General features: G+C 69.7%; 15 protein-coding genes. 9 read left to right on the top strand and 6 right to left on the bottom strand.

Going from position 1 to position 15,161, the window contains the following annotated elements; genetic code table 11:
* From HMPREF3115_RS12940 to HMPREF3115_RS12920, 5 genes are all read left to right on the top strand, one after another.
* On the top strand, positions 1–629 hold a 629-nt coding region (locus HMPREF3115_RS12940; RefSeq protein ID WP_070554654.1), incomplete at its 5' end, for an SDR family NAD(P)-dependent oxidoreductase.
* A 132-nt stretch (positions 630–761) separates the two neighbouring features.
* Positions 762–1,847, top strand: a complete 1,086-nt coding sequence (locus HMPREF3115_RS12935) for a LysR family transcriptional regulator (protein WP_070554652.1) — start codon at positions 762–764, stop codon at positions 1,845–1,847.
* A gap of 99 nt (positions 1,848–1,946) precedes the next feature.
* Positions 1,947–2,630: a DUF4286 family protein gene (locus HMPREF3115_RS12930; protein ID WP_070554651.1), complete on the top strand. Its 684-nt coding sequence runs from the start codon at positions 1,947–1,949 to the stop codon at positions 2,628–2,630.
* A 60-nt stretch (positions 2,631–2,690) separates the two neighbouring features.
* Complete coding sequence (locus tag HMPREF3115_RS12925) at positions 2,691–4,010, top strand: MFS transporter (protein ID WP_006403089.1); 1,320 nt, start codon at positions 2,691–2,693, stop codon at positions 4,008–4,010.
* A gap of 46 nt (positions 4,011–4,056) precedes the next feature.
* The gene (locus HMPREF3115_RS12920; protein WP_006403088.1) at positions 4,057–4,758 is read left to right on the top strand and encodes a DUF2848 domain-containing protein; all 702 of its coding nucleotides are present in this window, start codon (positions 4,057–4,059) and stop codon (positions 4,756–4,758) included.
* Positions 4,759–4,804: 46 nt separating this feature from the next.
* On the opposite strand, the gene HMPREF3115_RS12915 is transcribed toward HMPREF3115_RS12920, so the two are convergent.
* The gene (locus HMPREF3115_RS12915; RefSeq protein ID WP_053298368.1) at positions 4,805–5,815 is read right to left on the bottom strand and encodes an NAD-dependent epimerase/dehydratase family protein; all 1,011 of its coding nucleotides are present in this window, start codon (positions 5,813–5,815) and stop codon (positions 4,805–4,807) included.
* A 93-nt stretch (positions 5,816–5,908) separates the two neighbouring features.
* On the opposite strand from HMPREF3115_RS12915, the gene HMPREF3115_RS12910 reads away from it, so the two are divergent.
* Positions 5,909–6,808 carry a LysR family transcriptional regulator gene (locus HMPREF3115_RS12910; RefSeq protein ID WP_006403086.1) on the top strand — a complete coding sequence of 300 codons (900 nt, stop codon included), beginning with the start codon at positions 5,909–5,911 and terminating at the stop codon, positions 6,806–6,808.
* A 459-nt stretch (positions 6,809–7,267) separates the two neighbouring features.
* Here the strand turns inward: HMPREF3115_RS12910 and HMPREF3115_RS12905 are convergent, their stop codons facing one another.
* Positions 7,268–8,143, bottom strand: a complete 876-nt coding sequence (locus tag HMPREF3115_RS12905) for a LysR family transcriptional regulator (protein ID WP_053298383.1) — start codon at positions 8,141–8,143, stop codon at positions 7,268–7,270.
* A gap of 126 nt (positions 8,144–8,269) precedes the next feature.
* Here HMPREF3115_RS12905 and HMPREF3115_RS12900 point away from each other — a divergent pair, with 126 nt between their 5' ends.
* On the top strand, positions 8,270–9,730 hold the full coding sequence (locus HMPREF3115_RS12900) for an MFS transporter (RefSeq protein ID WP_070554649.1): 1,461 nt from the start codon (positions 8,270–8,272) through the stop codon (positions 9,728–9,730).
* 25 nt (positions 9,731–9,755) lie between these two features.
* Here HMPREF3115_RS12900 and HMPREF3115_RS12895 read toward each other — a convergent pair whose 3' ends face one another.
* Positions 9,756–9,953, bottom strand: a complete 198-nt coding sequence (locus tag HMPREF3115_RS12895; RefSeq protein WP_006396667.1) for an oxidoreductase-like domain-containing protein — start codon at positions 9,951–9,953, stop codon at positions 9,756–9,758.
* 559 nt (positions 9,954–10,512) lie between these two features.
* Here HMPREF3115_RS12895 and HMPREF3115_RS12890 point away from each other — a divergent pair.
* Positions 10,513–10,815 carry an H-NS histone family protein gene (locus HMPREF3115_RS12890; protein ID WP_006409555.1) on the top strand — a complete coding sequence of 101 codons (303 nt, stop codon included), beginning with the start codon at positions 10,513–10,515 and terminating at the stop codon, positions 10,813–10,815.
* Between the two features lie 48 nt (positions 10,816–10,863).
* On the opposite strand, the gene HMPREF3115_RS12885 is transcribed toward HMPREF3115_RS12890, so the two are convergent.
* From HMPREF3115_RS12885 to HMPREF3115_RS12870, 3 genes are all read right to left on the bottom strand, one after another.
* Complete coding sequence (locus HMPREF3115_RS12885; protein WP_070554647.1) at positions 10,864–11,577, bottom strand: SDR family NAD(P)-dependent oxidoreductase; 714 nt, start codon at positions 11,575–11,577, stop codon at positions 10,864–10,866.
* Between the two features lie 646 nt (positions 11,578–12,223).
* A complete protein-coding gene (locus HMPREF3115_RS12875) occupies positions 12,224–13,033 on the bottom strand; it encodes an SDR family oxidoreductase (protein WP_070554644.1) in 810 nt (269 codons plus the stop codon).
* Positions 13,030–13,860, bottom strand: coding sequence for a MoaF C-terminal domain-containing protein (locus HMPREF3115_RS12870; protein ID WP_070554643.1), 831 nt, complete (start codon positions 13,858–13,860; stop codon positions 13,030–13,032). The genes HMPREF3115_RS12875 and HMPREF3115_RS12870 overlap by 4 nt, the downstream gene beginning before the upstream one ends.
* A gap of 168 nt (positions 13,861–14,028) precedes the next feature.
* On the opposite strand from HMPREF3115_RS12870, the gene HMPREF3115_RS12865 reads away from it, so the two are divergent.
* Positions 14,029–14,823, top strand: a complete 795-nt coding sequence (locus HMPREF3115_RS12865) for an AraC family transcriptional regulator (protein WP_070554642.1) — start codon at positions 14,029–14,031, stop codon at positions 14,821–14,823.
* Positions 14,824–15,161 lie beyond the last annotated feature (338 nt).

The raw sequence follows: 15,161 nt of genomic DNA, 5'->3' as shown, positions 1-15,161 counted from the left end.
TCGCGGGCGACGCGGCCGGCACGGCCGACTGGGCACGCTTCGTGCCCGCGATCGCCGCGCGCTTCGGCCGCATCGACGCGTTGATCGCGTGCGCGGGCGGGCACGGCCTCGGCCGCGCGGACGAAACCGGCGACGCGCAGTGGCGCGACGCGATGCATGCGAACCTCGACACCGCATTCGTCAGTGCACGCGCATGCCTGCCGGACCTGATCGCGCAACGCGGCAGCATCGTGCTGGTGGCGTCGATCGCGGCGCTCGCGGCCGGCCCCGGCGTATGCGGCTATACGGTCGGCAAGCATGCGCTGCTCGGCCTCGCGCGCTCGCTCGCGCGCGACTACGGGCCGCACGGCGTGCGCGCGAACGCGGTATGCCCGGGCTGGGTTCGCACGCCGATGGCCGACGCGGAAATGCAGCCGCTGATGGACGCGCACGGCGACACACTCGAGCGCGCTTACGCGCGCGTAAGCGCCGACGTGCCGTTGCGGCGCGCGGCGGATCCCGACGAGATCGCGGCGGTCTGCGCATTTCTGGCGTCGCCGGACGCGTCGTTCGTGACGGGCGCGACGCTGGTCGCGGACGGCGGCGCCACCGTCGTGGACGTGCCGACGCTCGCGTTCGACGCGCGGTGACGCGACGCGCGCCGTGCACGGCACGACGGACGGCGCACGGGCGGCCCACGCGATGCTGCACGCGGCGCAAATCGATTAACATCGGCCGGATTCCGCCGCCTCCGCGCGGCCCCGCTCCCCGTCCGGCACTCGATGAACATCCGGTTTCTTGAAACCTTCGTCTGGCTCGCGAAGCTCGAAAATTTCCGCCTGACCGCCGAAAAGCTGCATACGACGCAGGCGGCCGTGTCGAGCCGCATCGCGTCGCTCGAAGAAGCGTTCGACGTGCGCCTGTTCGACCGCAACACGCGCTCGGCCACGCTCACGCCTGCGGGCCGCCGCATGCTCGCGTACGCCGAGCGGATCGTGCGGCTCGACCACGAGATGCGGCGCGAGATCCCGTCGGCGAGCGACGTGGGCCCGATCCGCATCGGCGTGATCGAGTCGATCGTGCACAGCTGGTTCCCGGCGCTGATCGCGCGGGCGCGCGAGCACTATCCGCGGCTCGACGTCGAAATCACGAGCGACACGACGCTGCACCTGACGCGGCTGCTCAGCACCGACGGCGTCGACCTGATCCTGCAGACGGACACGGTGCCCGGCCCCGACTTCACGAACCTGCCGCTCTGCGAGTTTCCGGTGCGCTGGGTCGCGAGCCCGCGCCTCGGGCTCGGCGGCGAACGGCTCGACGTCGCGCAGCTCGCCGAATTTCCGGTGATCAGCTTCTCGCGCCATTCGGGGCCGCACGCGACGATCGAGCGGCTGTTCGCGGCCGTCGAACGACCGGCGAGCATCAACTGCATCACGTCGGTCGCCGCGATGATCCGGCTCGTCGCGGACGGCTTCGGCGTCGCCGCGTTGCCGCCCGCGATCATCGGACGCGAACTGCAGGAAGGCGCGCTCGAACTGCTCGACGTCGAACCGGCGTTTCCGGCGCTGCCGCTCGTCGCGACGTATCGGACGCAAGGGCTGCCGCTCGCCGCGCGCATCGCCGAGCTCGCGAGCGAGGTCGCGCGCGCGACGCCGTCGATGCCGATCGATACGGCCGCCGGCACGTCGATGCGACGCGGCGCTGCAGGTCGCGCGCAGGCGCCCGACGTGCGCGCGAAAACCGGGAAAGACGCCAAGGCGGCCAAAGGCGCCAAAGCGGTAAAGGATGCTGGCCGCGCCCAACGCGCGGCCGAACCGTCGACGATCGGCGCGCCGGCCGCCGCGAAACGCCGGCCGCGCCGCTCATAAGAAAACCTGTTCACCGCGAATTTGTTTTCTTGTTGGACGCGCCCGGCGCGCGTTCGGGACACTGCGGGTTCCGACTCATCCGTCACGAGGATCTCCGCGATGACCCGCCCTTCCCTTCCACACGGCCAGCTCTGCGTCTGGACGGACATCGATCCCGCACATGAAGCGGACTTCAATGCGTGGTACGACCGCGAGCACATGCAGGAACGCGTCGCGATTCCCGGCTTCACGCATGCGCGGCGCTTTCGCGCGACCGATCGCGGCCCGCGCAAATACCTCGCGCTCTATGTGACCGACACGCTCGACGTGTTCCGCGGCGACGCATATCGCCGCGCGTTCGCGCAGCAGACCGCGTGGTCGCTCGCCAACTTCGAACGGATGACGGGCACGCAACGACGCGTCGGCGAGCTGACCATCGAGGCCGGCGACGGCGAAGGCGCGCATCTCGCGCTGTTCGTACTGCCGCCCGAGCGCATCGACGTGGCGCAACTGAGCGCGCGCTTCGATGTCGCACTGCGCGAGCCGGGCGTGCATGCCGCGCGGCTGTTCCGCACGACGCCCGAGCTGTCGGCACCGATCGGCGCGGATGCCGCCGCACGGCCGGCCGCCGATGCGCTCGTGCTGATCGAAGGCAGCGACGCAGCGGCTGCGCGCCGCGTCGCGGTGGCGCTCGCCGGCCACGACGAGGTGCGCACGTTCGAGCTGCTGTGGCGCGCGGCTGCACCCTTGCCCGCCGCGCGCGGCGAGCCTGCACCGCAAGCGGCCGCCGCACTGCCCGCCTGAGCACCGAAGTGCCGGCGCACGTCGCCGGTTCCCGTACGCCCGCCCCGAGTTCGTCACGACATGCCCGACACCATGAGCACGCTCGCCCAACCCGCCGTCCACGCACCGCACCGCGCCCGCAACAGCCGACTCGCGACCGCGAGCATGATCGGCACGTCGCTCGAGTGGTACGACTTCACGATCTACAACACGCTCGCCGCGCTCGTCTTCAATCGGCTGTTCTTTCCGTCCGTCGATCCGCTCGCCGGCACGATCCTCGCGTTCTCGACCTACGCCGTCGGCTACGTGTCGCGTCCGCTCGGCGGCTTCGTGTTCGGCAACCTCGGCGACCGGATCGGCCGCCGCGCGGTGCTGATGCTCACGCTCGTGCTGATGGGCGTGACGACCGCGCTGATGGGCGCGCTGCCGACCTATGCGACGGCCGGCATCCTGAGCCCGATCCTGCTCGTCGCGCTGCGCTTCGTGCAGGGTGTCGCGCTCGGCGGCGAATGGGCCGGCGCCGTACTGCTGTCGGTCGAGCACGGCGATCAGAGGCGGCGCGGGCTGTCGGCGTCGTGGACCCAGGTCGGGCCGTCCTTCGGCACGCTGCTCGGCACCGGCTGCATCGCGCTCGTCACGCTGTCGACGACGCCGGACGGCTTTCTCGCATGGGGCTGGCGGCTGCCGTTCGCGGCCAGCGCTCTGCTCGTCGCGTTCGGTTTCTGGGTGCGGCGCGGCGTCGACGAAACGCCGCAGTTCGAGCAGCTCGCCGAGTCGCACGCGACGGCCGACGTGCCGGTCGCCGAGGTGCTGAAGTGTCACTGGCGCCGGCTGCTCGTCGCCGGCGGCGCGCGGATCGGCTCCGACGTGCTGTACGCGCTGATCGTCGTGTTCACGCTGACCTACGTGACCGCCGTGCTGCATCTGTCGCGGCCGCTCGCGCTGACCGCAGTGATGATCGGTACCGCGTGCAACGCGATCGCGGTGCCGTGCTTCGGCGCGCTGTCGGACCGCTTCGGCCGCCGCCCCGTCTATCTGGCCGGCGCGTTCGCCGGGATCGTATGGGCGTTCGCGTTCTTCGCGCTGCTCGATTCGGCACGGCCGGTCGCGATCGTCGCGGCCGTCGCGATCGGTCTCGTGATCCATGCGGTGATGTACGGGCCGCAAGGCGCGTTCGTCACCGAACAGTTTCCGACGCGCGTGCGCTACGCGGGCTCGTCGCTCGCGTACACGCTGGCCGGCATCGTCGGCGGCGGCTTTGCTCCGCTCGTGATCGCCGCGCTGTTCCGGCAGACCGGCACGACGACCGCCGTATCGCTGTATGTGTCGGCCGCGCTCGCGGTGACGGCCGTCGCGCTCGTCGTCGCGCGCGAAACCGCGCACCGGCCGCTCGCCGATTGACCGCGGCCGCGTGCCGTTCTCTCGCGTTTCATCCGGATACCTGCCCATGCAAGTCCTGTCGTTCAACGTGATTCCCGTACACCAGCCACCGACTACCGTCGACGTCGAGATCGAACGCGTCGTGATCGCCGGCTGGGCCGGCCGCGACGCACGCGCGATTCGCGCGCATATCGACGAACTCGCGGCGCTCGGCGTCGCGCCGCCGTCCGCGACGCCGTGCTTCTATCGCGTCGCGCCCGCGCTGCTCACGCAGGCCGCGTCGATCGGCGTGCTCGGCACGCGCTCGGGCGGCGAAATCGAATGCGTGCTGATCGACAGCGCGGCCGGCACGCTCGTCACCGTCGGCTCCGATCACACCGATCGCGAAGTCGAAGCCTACGGCGTGGCCGTGTCGAAGCAGGTCTGCGCGAAGCCGCTCGGCCGCGACGCGTGGCGCTACGCGGACGTCGCCGCGCACTGGGATGCCATCGAGATGCGCGCCTGGCTCGTTTCGCGTGACGGCGAGCGTATCGCGTACCAACACGGCGCGACGAGCGGACTGCTCGCGCCGGACACGCTCTGGCAGCGTTTCGACGATCGCGGCACGATGCCCGCGCGCTGCGCGATGTTCGGCGGCACGGTCGCGGTGCATGGCGCGATCGCCGCGATGAGCGACGGCGACGCGTTCGAGATGGAGCTGCACGATCCGGTGCTCGGGCGCAGCCTGCGGCACCGCTATGCGGTCGACGTGCTGCCGGTCGTCGCGTGACGGCGGCCGGCGGCCGTGAAGCTGATTGGTCCGACGCCGGCTTGCGCTACGCGTTCCGCGGTTGTCGCGCGTCGTGCGTGTGCAGACAACCTAGCTCGGTCAGCGCCGCTTCCACCGCCGTGTCGAGCGGCGTCAACGGCTCGCGTCCCAGCACCGCCTTGATCCGCGCGTTGTCCATTCGCAGCGGTTCGCGCCACAGATAGCGCATCTCGAGCATTTCGCGCAGCATCGTGACGAACGGCGCGCCCGCCCACACGAGCCACCACGGGAAGCGCCGCACCGCCGGCCGCATCCCGTGCCGCTGCGCAACGCGGCGCACGGCCTGCGCGAGCTGCGTGCCATCGGCGTCCCAATGGCCGCCGAGATGAAAACGCGCGAACGGCTCCAGCGTGTCGCGTCGTTCGATCAGCTCCACCATCGCACGCGCCACGTCCGGTACGTACGACCATTGATGGCCGACACCGGGGCGGTTCGGCACGCGAATCGCCGTCACCGGCCGCCCGGCCTTCACGAGCGCCTGGCCGAACCAGTTGTTGCCCGCATGCGCGCCGAAGAAATCGGCGGCCCGCACGACGATCGTCCGCACGCCGCGCGCGCTCGCGGCCGCCAGCCGCCGCTCCAGCTCGACGCGGATCGCGCCCTTGCGCGTGACGGGCCGCTGCGGCGCGTCCTCGCGCAACAGCGGAAACGCGTCGGGCCCGAAGTTGTAGATCGTGCCCGGCAATACGACCGTCGCGCGCGCCGCCGTCGCCGCCGCGATCGTGTTGTCGATCATCGGCAGCACCTGTTCCGCCCAGTTCCGGTAACCGGGCGGATTCACCGCATGGACGATCACGCTGCAGCCGCGCGCGGCGCGTACCACCGCGTCGCGATCGAGCGCGTCGCCGCGGATCCAAGCGATACCGTCGCGCTCCACCGCCTCCGACTCGAGGCCGCGCTTGAGCGCGCGCACCTGCCAGCCGGCGTCGCGCAACTGCCGCGCGACCTCGCCGCCGATTCCTCCGCTCGCGCCGAGCACGAGTGCCTGTCCGCATGCCGTACCTGCATTTGCCGCCATTGCCGTTCTCCTCGATCGTGACGGCTTGCATTCTGGCCCGCGCCGGGATAGCAAGGAATTGCTCAACATCGTCTATCGGCTATACATTTATGCATGACCGCCGATCTGAACTGGGAACGCTATCGCACCTTCCTTGCCGTGTTGACGGAAGGCTCGCTATCCGCTGCCGCGCGTGCGCTCGGCATCACGCAACCGACCGCCGGCCGCCATATCGCGGCGCTCGAAGCCGCGTTCGGCCAAACGCTGTTCACGCGCTCGCCTTCCGGGCTACTGCCGACCGACGCGGCGCTTGCGCTGCGCGGTCATGCGGAGGCGCTGCGCAGCGCGGCCGCCGCATTCGAGCGCGCGGCGGCGAGCCATGGTGCGGGCGTGCGCGGTACGGTACGGATCTCCGCGAGCGACGTGATCGCGGTCGAGGTGCTGCCGCCGATGCTCGCGCAGTTGCGGCGCGAGCATCCGGGGCTCGTGATCGAGCTTGTCCCGACCGACCGCATCCAGGACGTGCTGAACCGCGAAGCCGACATCGCGGTGCGGATGGCATCGCCGTCGCAGGACGCGCTGGTGGCACGGCGCATCGGCGAACTCGAAGTCGCGCTGTACGCGCGCGACGACTACCTGGCGCGCTACGGCGCGCCGTCGACGCTCGACGCACTCGCACATCACGCGCTGATCGGGTTCGATACGGTCACGCCGTTCGTCCGCTCGGCCGGCCGCGGGCTGCCGTCGTGGACGCGCGAAGCGTTCGCGCTGCGCACCGACAGCAATCTCGCGCAGCTCGCGATGATCCGGGCCGGCTACGGAATCGGCTTCTGCCAGAGCCGGCTCGCGCAACGCGACGCGCGGCTCGTGCGCGTGCTGCCGGACGGCCCGGCGGTGAAGCTCGAAACGTGGGTCGTCATGCATGAAGATTTGCGCGCGAGCCCGCGCTGCCGGGCGGTGTTCGACGCGCTCGCGAACGGGCTGCGCGCGTATGCCGAAGGGACGGGCGAGTAGGCGGTGTGTTCGCCGTGCGTTCGGCGAGCTTGCGCGCCGGCGAACGCGGCGCGGCGCGGCGGTACGGATTCTTCGGAAGAGTCGTCAAAGCTCAACCCGACGTTCCGCCGTTTCCATCCGATCGATCAGTGCCTTACGCTACGCGCCGTCGCGTTGTCTTGCCGGTCGGGCGGCAGGTTCGAGCCCCGTTGGGTTGGCCGACAGCCGCGACGTCGCTCGGACTAATCGGCAGCATGACGGCGCCGACTCAGGCGGCTTGCTCGAGAGGTGGCCGCGTCTCGACGATCCGACCGTAGCTCGTGACTGCGTAACGCGCAGTCAATGAATCGGCGAGCGTGCACCGCGCCCGCAGCGTTCCGGTGCCTGCTGCAACCGCGGCGCTACCGCTTTGCGCGCTCGCCGTTCGTGCGTTTTCGCGCCGGCCGCGAATGCCCAGCGGACGCACCGCGCGCCACGACGTCACACCAGCAGCTGCCGCGACAGCACCTCGCGCGCCTGCGTGACCGTTTCGCGCTCGCCCGGCATCGGCGGCGTCAGCGAGAACACCGCGTCGGGCAGCGCGGGCAGCCGGTACTTCGCGCCGCCGAGCCGCATCAGCCCGTCGCCGATCGCCGACGCGCACAGGCAGCCGACGCCGAGCCCCGCCGCAAGCATCGACTGCAGCCCCGCGACGCCGGATGCGCTATGCACGAGCTCGTACGGGATGCGCTGCTCGTCGAGCGAGCGCACCGCGATCTGATGCATCATGCAGTCGTCCGGCAGCAGTACGAGCGGCAACGGTTCGGGCAACTGCTCGGCGAGTGCCGGCGACGTCACCCACGACAGCGGCTCGCGCCGCAACACCCAGCGTGTATCGGCCGACGCGGGCCGAAACGGTCCGCTCGACAGGTGCATCACAACACCGAGATCGATCTGCCCTTTTGCATACGCGGCCTCGATGTCGGCGCTCTTCATCGCGCTCACGTGCAGGCTCAGCTGCGGATAGCACTCGCGCAGCCGCGCGAGCATGCCCGCGACTTCGTGCGTGCGGTAGTAATCGGTAATCGCGACGCGCAGCTCGCCCTTGATCGCCTGGCCGCGCAACTCGTCGAATGCCGCCTCGTTCAGCGCCACGATGCGCCGCGCGTGATGCAGCAGCCGCGCACCGGCCGGGGTCGGCTCGACGCCGCGCTTGCTGCGCACGAACAGCGGCACGCCTGCCCGCGACTCGAGCTTGCGCACCTGCTCGCTGACCGTCGACTGCGACAGATGCAGCAGCGGCGCGGCGGCCGTCAGGCTGCCGGCGTCCGCGACGGCCGCGAACGTGCGCAGCTGGTCCAGATCGAAACCACGCATCGAACCCTCCATCCATCGGATAACACGATGGATGCTACCACCATTTCCCGCTTTTCCGATTCATCGACGATGCGCACAATGTCCGCTCGACGGCCGCTTGCGGCCTTTTTTCTCTGGACTGCTTCAATGACGGACAACCTTCTTGCCCGCTGCGCGCCCGCCGCCGCCCCGGCGGCCACGCCGCACAATCGCCACGGCTGGGCGCTCGTGGTACTGCTGGTCGGCGCGATCCTGCCGCCGCTCGACTACTTCATCGTCAACCTCGCGCTGCCGGCGATCCGCGACGGCATCGGCGCGCGGCCGGCCGAGCTGCAGCTCGTCGTGTCGGCGTACGCCTGCGCGAACGCGGTCGCGCAGATCACCGGCGGCCGTCTCGGCGACCTGTACGGCCGCAAGCGGATGTTCATGCTCGGCATGGCCGGCTTCGTCGTCGCCTCGACGCTGTGCGGGCTCGCCGACAGCGGCGTCGTGCTGGTCGGCGGTCGCGTGCTGCAGGGTCTGTTCGCGGCGATCCTCGCGCCGCAGGTGCTCGCGACGATCCGCAGCGTGTTCACGCCGCAGGAGCAGGTGCGCGTGATGGGCTTCTACGGCTTCGTGTTCGGGCTCGCGGCGGTGATCGGCCAGCTCGGCGGCGGCGCGCTGATCGACCTGCACCCGTTCGGGCTCGGCTGGCGCGCGATCTTCCTCGTCAATCTGCCGATCGGCGTACTCGCGCTGCTCGGCAGCTGGCGTTTCATCCCGGAAAACCGGCCGCCGCGCGGCCAGCGCATCGACGTGCCGGGCACCGTGCTGCTGTCGCTGTTCCTGCTGATGCTCGTGTACCCGCTCACGCACGGGCGCGACGCCGGCTGGCCCATGTGGATGGTCGCGTGCGCGATCGGCGCGCTACCGGTGCTCGCGGCGCTGCTCGCCGTCGAAGCGCGGCAACTCGCCGCCGGCCGCGATCCGCTGCTCGACCTGCGGCTGTTCCGGCATCCCGTCGTCGCACTCGGTCTCGCGTTAGCGTTCCTGTTCTACATGCTGAGCGCGTTCTTCCTCAGCTACGGCATCTACCTGCAGGGATGCCTGCATTGGTCGCCGCTCGCGTCCGGCGCGGCGATCCTGCCGCTCGGCATCGGCTTTCTGTCGAGCCCGCTGCTGATGCCGCGGCTCGTCGGACGCTTCGGCGGCTATCGCGTGCTCACGCTCGGTTTCGCGATGCTGACGGCAGGCGTCGCCGCAGCGGCCGCGCTGGCCGGCAGCGGCGCGCCCGGAATCGGCTTCTATGCGGGCATCGCCGCGATCGGCATCGGACAGGGCCTCGTGCTGCCGTCCGTCGTGCGGATCGTGCTCGCCGAAGTCGATGCGTCGCGCGCGGGTGTCGCCTCCGGGATGGTCACGGCGGCACTGCAGATCGGTGCGGCCGTCGGCGCCGCGACGCTCGGCGGCATGTTCTTCGCACAGCTCGGCGCGACGCCGGGCCCGCTCGACTACGTGCGCGGGTTCCGCACGTCGATGTTTGCGCTGAGCGCGATCCTCGCCGTGTGCGTCGTGCTGTCGGCAGCGCTCGGGCCAATCCACCGACGGCTGCATGCCGCGGCCGCGTAGGTGCGCGACTGGCGCGGCCGATGCGTCAACGATGCGATTCGGGTTTCGCGTGCCGTGCTTCCCATGCGGCGAGCGCGGCGCGATATTCGTCCATCGCCTCGTAGTACAGGTCGAAGATGCACGGCGAACAACCGCTGTTGCAGCACTCTTCGAGTTCGGGCTGGCGCGGCGGCGTGGGACGCGGATCGTCGGTCGACGAATCCGGAGAGACAGCGTTTGACAAGGTGCGACTCGAATGGCGGGAAAAGACAAGTATAAGCGCGTGGCGAGCGACGCGCGGCGCCGTTTGCGTCGATTGCCGTCGGCGCGATTGCCGTGCATCGCGCTGTTCCCGCATCCTCAATGACTTCGCACTGGAAAAATCTTCCGATTTATTGGCGACCATTCACGTCCGACGCGTACCGCCCGCGTCTCTGGCGAATTGGCCGCCTATGCCGGCTTATTGCGATACTTCGCGCAACGACGTTAAAAATCCGCATTGGCGAATAGCCGCCGCAGGCAATCGAGCGCGTTGTAATCCATACAAAAAATCGATATGCGCTTGCAAATGCGTGCGCAACGATTTTCCTTGCCTCAGCCCCGGTTCACGGCCTTTTTGCAGAAGATGCGGGCTTTTCCGCTGGCTCGCAAACCTTGCACGGTTTATGCAGACATCTCGCGTCGCATGCAATTGATGCTCGCAGGCGAGCCGACACGGGAATTCATCGATTCTGGCGACCTCAATGGATGGCATAATTTGCGCGCCGCGAATCGACGCGGCCGACAACAATGGAGATGACTCTATGCCGACGAAAAATTACAGGGACCTGAAGGAGCAGCTTGCAAAATTGCAAAAAGAAGCGGAAGCCGCGCGCATTGCAGAAATGGAAGCCGTGATCGCGGAGATCCGCGAAAAGGTCGCCGAGTACGGCATTACGTCGGAGCAGATTTTCGGACGGCAGCGCGCCGGCAGAACCAAGGCCGCCACGCCGTCCGCGCCGAAGTACCGCAACCCGAAGACGGGAGAAACATGGACCGGGCGCGGCCGCGCACCGGGCTGGATCAAGGACGTGAAGAATCGCGATCGCTTCCTGATCCAGGAATGAGGTGCCGCGCAGGCGGCGCGCACCGGCGTGCCGCCGAGCGCGCAATCGTTACAGGACGCGCCCGCCGACCGGAATCGAGGCGCCCGAGATCGCCTGCGCTTCCGGCGACAGCAGAAATCCGATCGTCGCCGCGATCTGCTGCGGTTGCACCCAGCGCGTGAAATCGGCGTCGGGCATGTCGCTGCGATTCGACGGCGTGTCGATGATGCTCGGCAGGACCGCGTTCACCGTGATGCCGCGATCGAGCAGCTCGGCCGCCAGCGCCTCGGTGAACCGGGCGACGCCGGCCTTCGCGGCGGCATAGGCGCCCATGCCGGTGCCCGCCTTCGATGCCGCGCCCGCGCCGATATTGACGATGCGGCCGGCGGCGCTCTGCAGCAGATACGGCAGCGCGGCCTTCGACGCATTCAGCGCCGTTTTCACGTTCAGCGCGTACATGCGGTCCCAGGTGTCGACATCGCCGTCCGCGATCGTTTGCCACACGAATGCGCCCGCGATGTTGAGCAGCGCGTCGACCCCGCCGAACTGGCGATGCACGGCGTCGAGCGCGCGCACGGCGGCCTGCGGATCGACGAGATCGATGCCGCCGAGCCGCAGCGCGGTGGCCGGCACGTCGGGCAGCGCGTTCGCGTCGGGCGCGGCGCCGCGGCCGATCAGCGCGACGCGGGCGCCTCGTGCGCCGAGCCATGCCGCCGTCGCGACGCCGAGATGGCCGAAGCCGCCGGTAATCGCGACGACTTTTCCGTTGATGTGTTGCTCCATCGAATTGCTCTCCGTGATTGATCGGGTTCGCGTGCGGCGCGCGTATGCGGTGCGCGGGGGGCGGCGTAGGACGACGGACGGGTCACGCTGGATGTGACCTCGGCGGCCGACGCCGTCACGGCGCACGGCCGGTGTGCCGAACTACCGACCTGTCGAACCGCCAACCCGCGGAGCTGCCGAGCTGTCTATCTGCCGACGTGCCGATCTGCGACCGCCAACTCGCCGAGCTGTCGACCTGCCGCGCTGTGACTTGCCGACCTGCCGACCTGCCGACCTGCCGACCTGCGGATAGCGTACCGCGACTCGCGCGCTGCGTGCGCCGCACGACGCACGCGCGGCTCTTGCACGCGTTGCCGAGATGCGAACCGGACCGGAGCATCGCGAAACGCGCGCTCGCCGTCAACCCGCCGATGCACTGAATCGCCGAATGCGCACCGATCGCGGCCCATCCGGGCTGCCGCATAACGGCGTTGCCGGCACGGCAGTGCGTTCGACGCGAATCGCGCGTCGTCGCGCACACGGCCATGCACTGACCGAAAATCAGGACGGTCCTCGTCGCTCGGGCTTCGACACGGCGCCCGCGTCGACCTGTCCGCACCGCACCCGAACCCTCGCCGCGCGTCGCGCGGCGAAACGCGCCCTGGCGCTATGTCGCATCGAGTACGGCGCCGCTTTCCGGCAGCGTCGCACCGCCGTCGACGACGATCGTCTGCCCGGTAACGTACGCGGCATCGGCCGACGCGAGATAAAGCATCGTGTTCGCAATATCGTCCGGCTCGCCCATTCTCGCGAGCGGAATGTCGCGCGCGATGCGCGCCGCAACCGATGCATCGCCGAGATTGCCCGCGGCCGACGTGCGGATCATCCCCGGCTCGACGCCGTTGACCGTCACGTTGCGGCGCGCCAGCTCGAGCGCTGCCGCACGAATGAAGCCGTTCACGCCGGCCTTCGATGCCGCGTAGTGCGCGAGCCCGGGAAACGCGACGCGTGGCCCCGTCACCGACGACGTCACGAGCAGCCGCCCGCCTCCTGCACGTTCGAATGCGGGCAGTGCCGCCTGCGCGAGCCAGAACAGTGCCGACAGGTTGACCGACAGTGTGCGTTCGAGCGTCTGCACGTCGATGTCGACGAACGGCGTCAGCGGAAAATACGCGGCATTGTGGACGACGACGTCGAGCCGTCCGCCGTCGCGCTCCACCGCGCGAACGAGTGCACAAAGCTCGTCGCGGTTTCCCGCATCGACGCGGTACGCGCGTGCGGCGCCGCCTGCGCGCGCGATCGCATCGACCTGCGCGACGGCGGCGGCTTCGTCGAGATCCGCGAGCGCGACGAACGCGTCGGATTCCGCGAAGCGTCGCGCGATCGCGGCGCCGATGCCGTGCGCCGCGCCCGTCACGAGCACGACGCGGCCGGTGAAGTCGGCGCGCACGCGGCCGCTACCGAGCGCGGCCGTCATCGCTGCACACCGTCGAGCGGATGCACGGTTTCGTTCAGCACCTGCGCATGCGCACCGACGGGGAAGTTCGACAGCGTGCCGAAGTCGTCTTGCGCGTAGCCGAAGATCTTGCCGTCGGTCTTGTGCTGCGCGAGATCGATCAGCACGACGCCGAGCGTCGGCACCACTTTCTCGCGCCACACGAACAGATAGAGCGCCTCGGCGATCCGGAAGTAATGGCAGCGGTCGACGTCGGCGAGCCCGCTTTCGACGCCCTGCAGGCACTGCCACGCATAGAAGTGCTCGTTCAGATAGATGTGCTCGTAGCATTCGGTAGGACTGTAGCGATACATCGTGCGCTTACCGATCAGCTCGCGCGTCGGCGCATGCAGCGGCCCGGGCTGCGCGTGGCCCGCTATCGTGCCGTGCCGGAACGCGACGTCGACGCCGGTCAGCGGTCGGCCGAGCATGACGCGCGTGAAGGCGTCGACGCGCGTGTCGGCCTCGGTCGGCAAGGTGCCGACGACCGACGTCCACACGCCGCGGTCGAGATCGATCACGAGGCTGATCGACGTTGCGCGGGCGCGCGAATCGACGTAGTCGACGAACAGCAGCCCGTCGCGCAGCCGCGTCACGCGGCAGGGCTCGAAGCCGCCGTCGCCGCTCGCCGCATCGCGCCAGCGCACGACACCCGGCTCGAACGCATAGACACGCGATTCGCCGTCGGCCGTGTCGAGCGTCAGCGTGCGCCCGGCCAGCGTGTCGACCGGCGCGAGAATGTTGGCCTCGGGCGCAAAACCGTCGGCGAGCGCGCCGACCTGAATGAATACCGGATCCTGTCGTTCCATCTGCCGTCTCCCATGCAGCTTCAGACCCGGCGGGCCGTCTACGCTGCTCACGCACATCGTGCCGGCTGTGCACGCCGTGCGGTATCGGCCAAACGGATGAAGCGCGCGCGGCGCCGGAACGCGCTAAAGTGCACGACATCTGCGCCGCGGCCGGCGCGAGGAGTACCCATGCATCGTGTCACCCATTACCGGCGAAGCTGCGACGGAATCGAAGCGATCAGCCTCGAGTCCGACCGCACGTTCCCGCGCCATGCACACGACGAGTTCGGCGTCGGCGTGATCGTCAGCGGCGCGCACCGGTCCTGGAGCGGCCGCGGGCAAGTCGACGCGCGCGCCGGCGACGCGATCATGGTGAATCCGGGCGAGATGCACGACGGCATGCCGATCGGCACGCGAGCGGCGCGGCGCTGGCGAATGCTGTATCTCGCGCCGTCGCTGGTTGCCGGCATCGCGGCGGAGGAAGGGCTCGGCGGCATCGAACTCGCGCATCCGGCGGTGCGCGACGCGCGGCTCGCCGCGGCGGTGGTGCAGCTGCATGCACGTATCGTCGAATCCGCCGACGCGCCGCTGGCTCGCGACGAAGCGATCGTGACGGTCGTCGCACATCTGCTGGCGCGTCATGCGAACCGCACGCTGCCGAGCGCCGGCGTCGCGCCGGCCGTGCGAGCGGCGCGCGAGCGGCTCGACGCGGCGCCTGCTGAGCCCGTGTCGCTCGCCGAACTCGCGACGCTCAGCGGCGTCAGCCGCTTTCAGCTCCTGCGCGGTTTCGCGCGCGAACTCGGCATTACGCCGCATGCCTATCTGCTTCAGTCGCGCACGCGGCTCGCCCGTGCGCTGCTCGCGAGCGGCCGCCCGATCGCGGAGGCGGCGGCCGAGGCCGGCTTTGCGGACCAGAGCCATCTGACGCGCGCATTCGGGCGACAGTTCGGCATTACGCCGGGGCGGTTCGCGCAGGCGGTGTGATCGGCCGCACGGCGTCAACGTGCAGGACGTCGGCCGCGCAACAGGCCGCTACACGTTGAGGATTGCGCGATCGACAGTCATGCGCTTTGCCGTCGACGTGGCCGATGCAAGCCGACGCGTGCGACGGCACGACGGCCCCGCGCGGGTCAGAGGATCGCGACGGCCAGCATCGCGCGGCATCTGGCCAGCTGCATCGCAACCGCATTGCCACCACATCGGCACCGGTTGGCTTCTGCTTGGCTTCCGCTGGCCCTTGCTTGGCCCTTGCTTGGCCCTTTGCTTGGCCTTTGCTTGGCTCTTGCTTGGCTTTGCTTGGCCTTGCTTGGCCTTGCTTGGCC

This window comes from Burkholderia sp. HMSC10F09 (assembly GCF_001806955.1).
GTDB lineage: Bacteria > Pseudomonadota > Gammaproteobacteria > Burkholderiales > Burkholderiaceae > Burkholderia > Burkholderia multivorans.
This window is presented reverse-complemented; position numbering and strand designations above follow the sequence as displayed.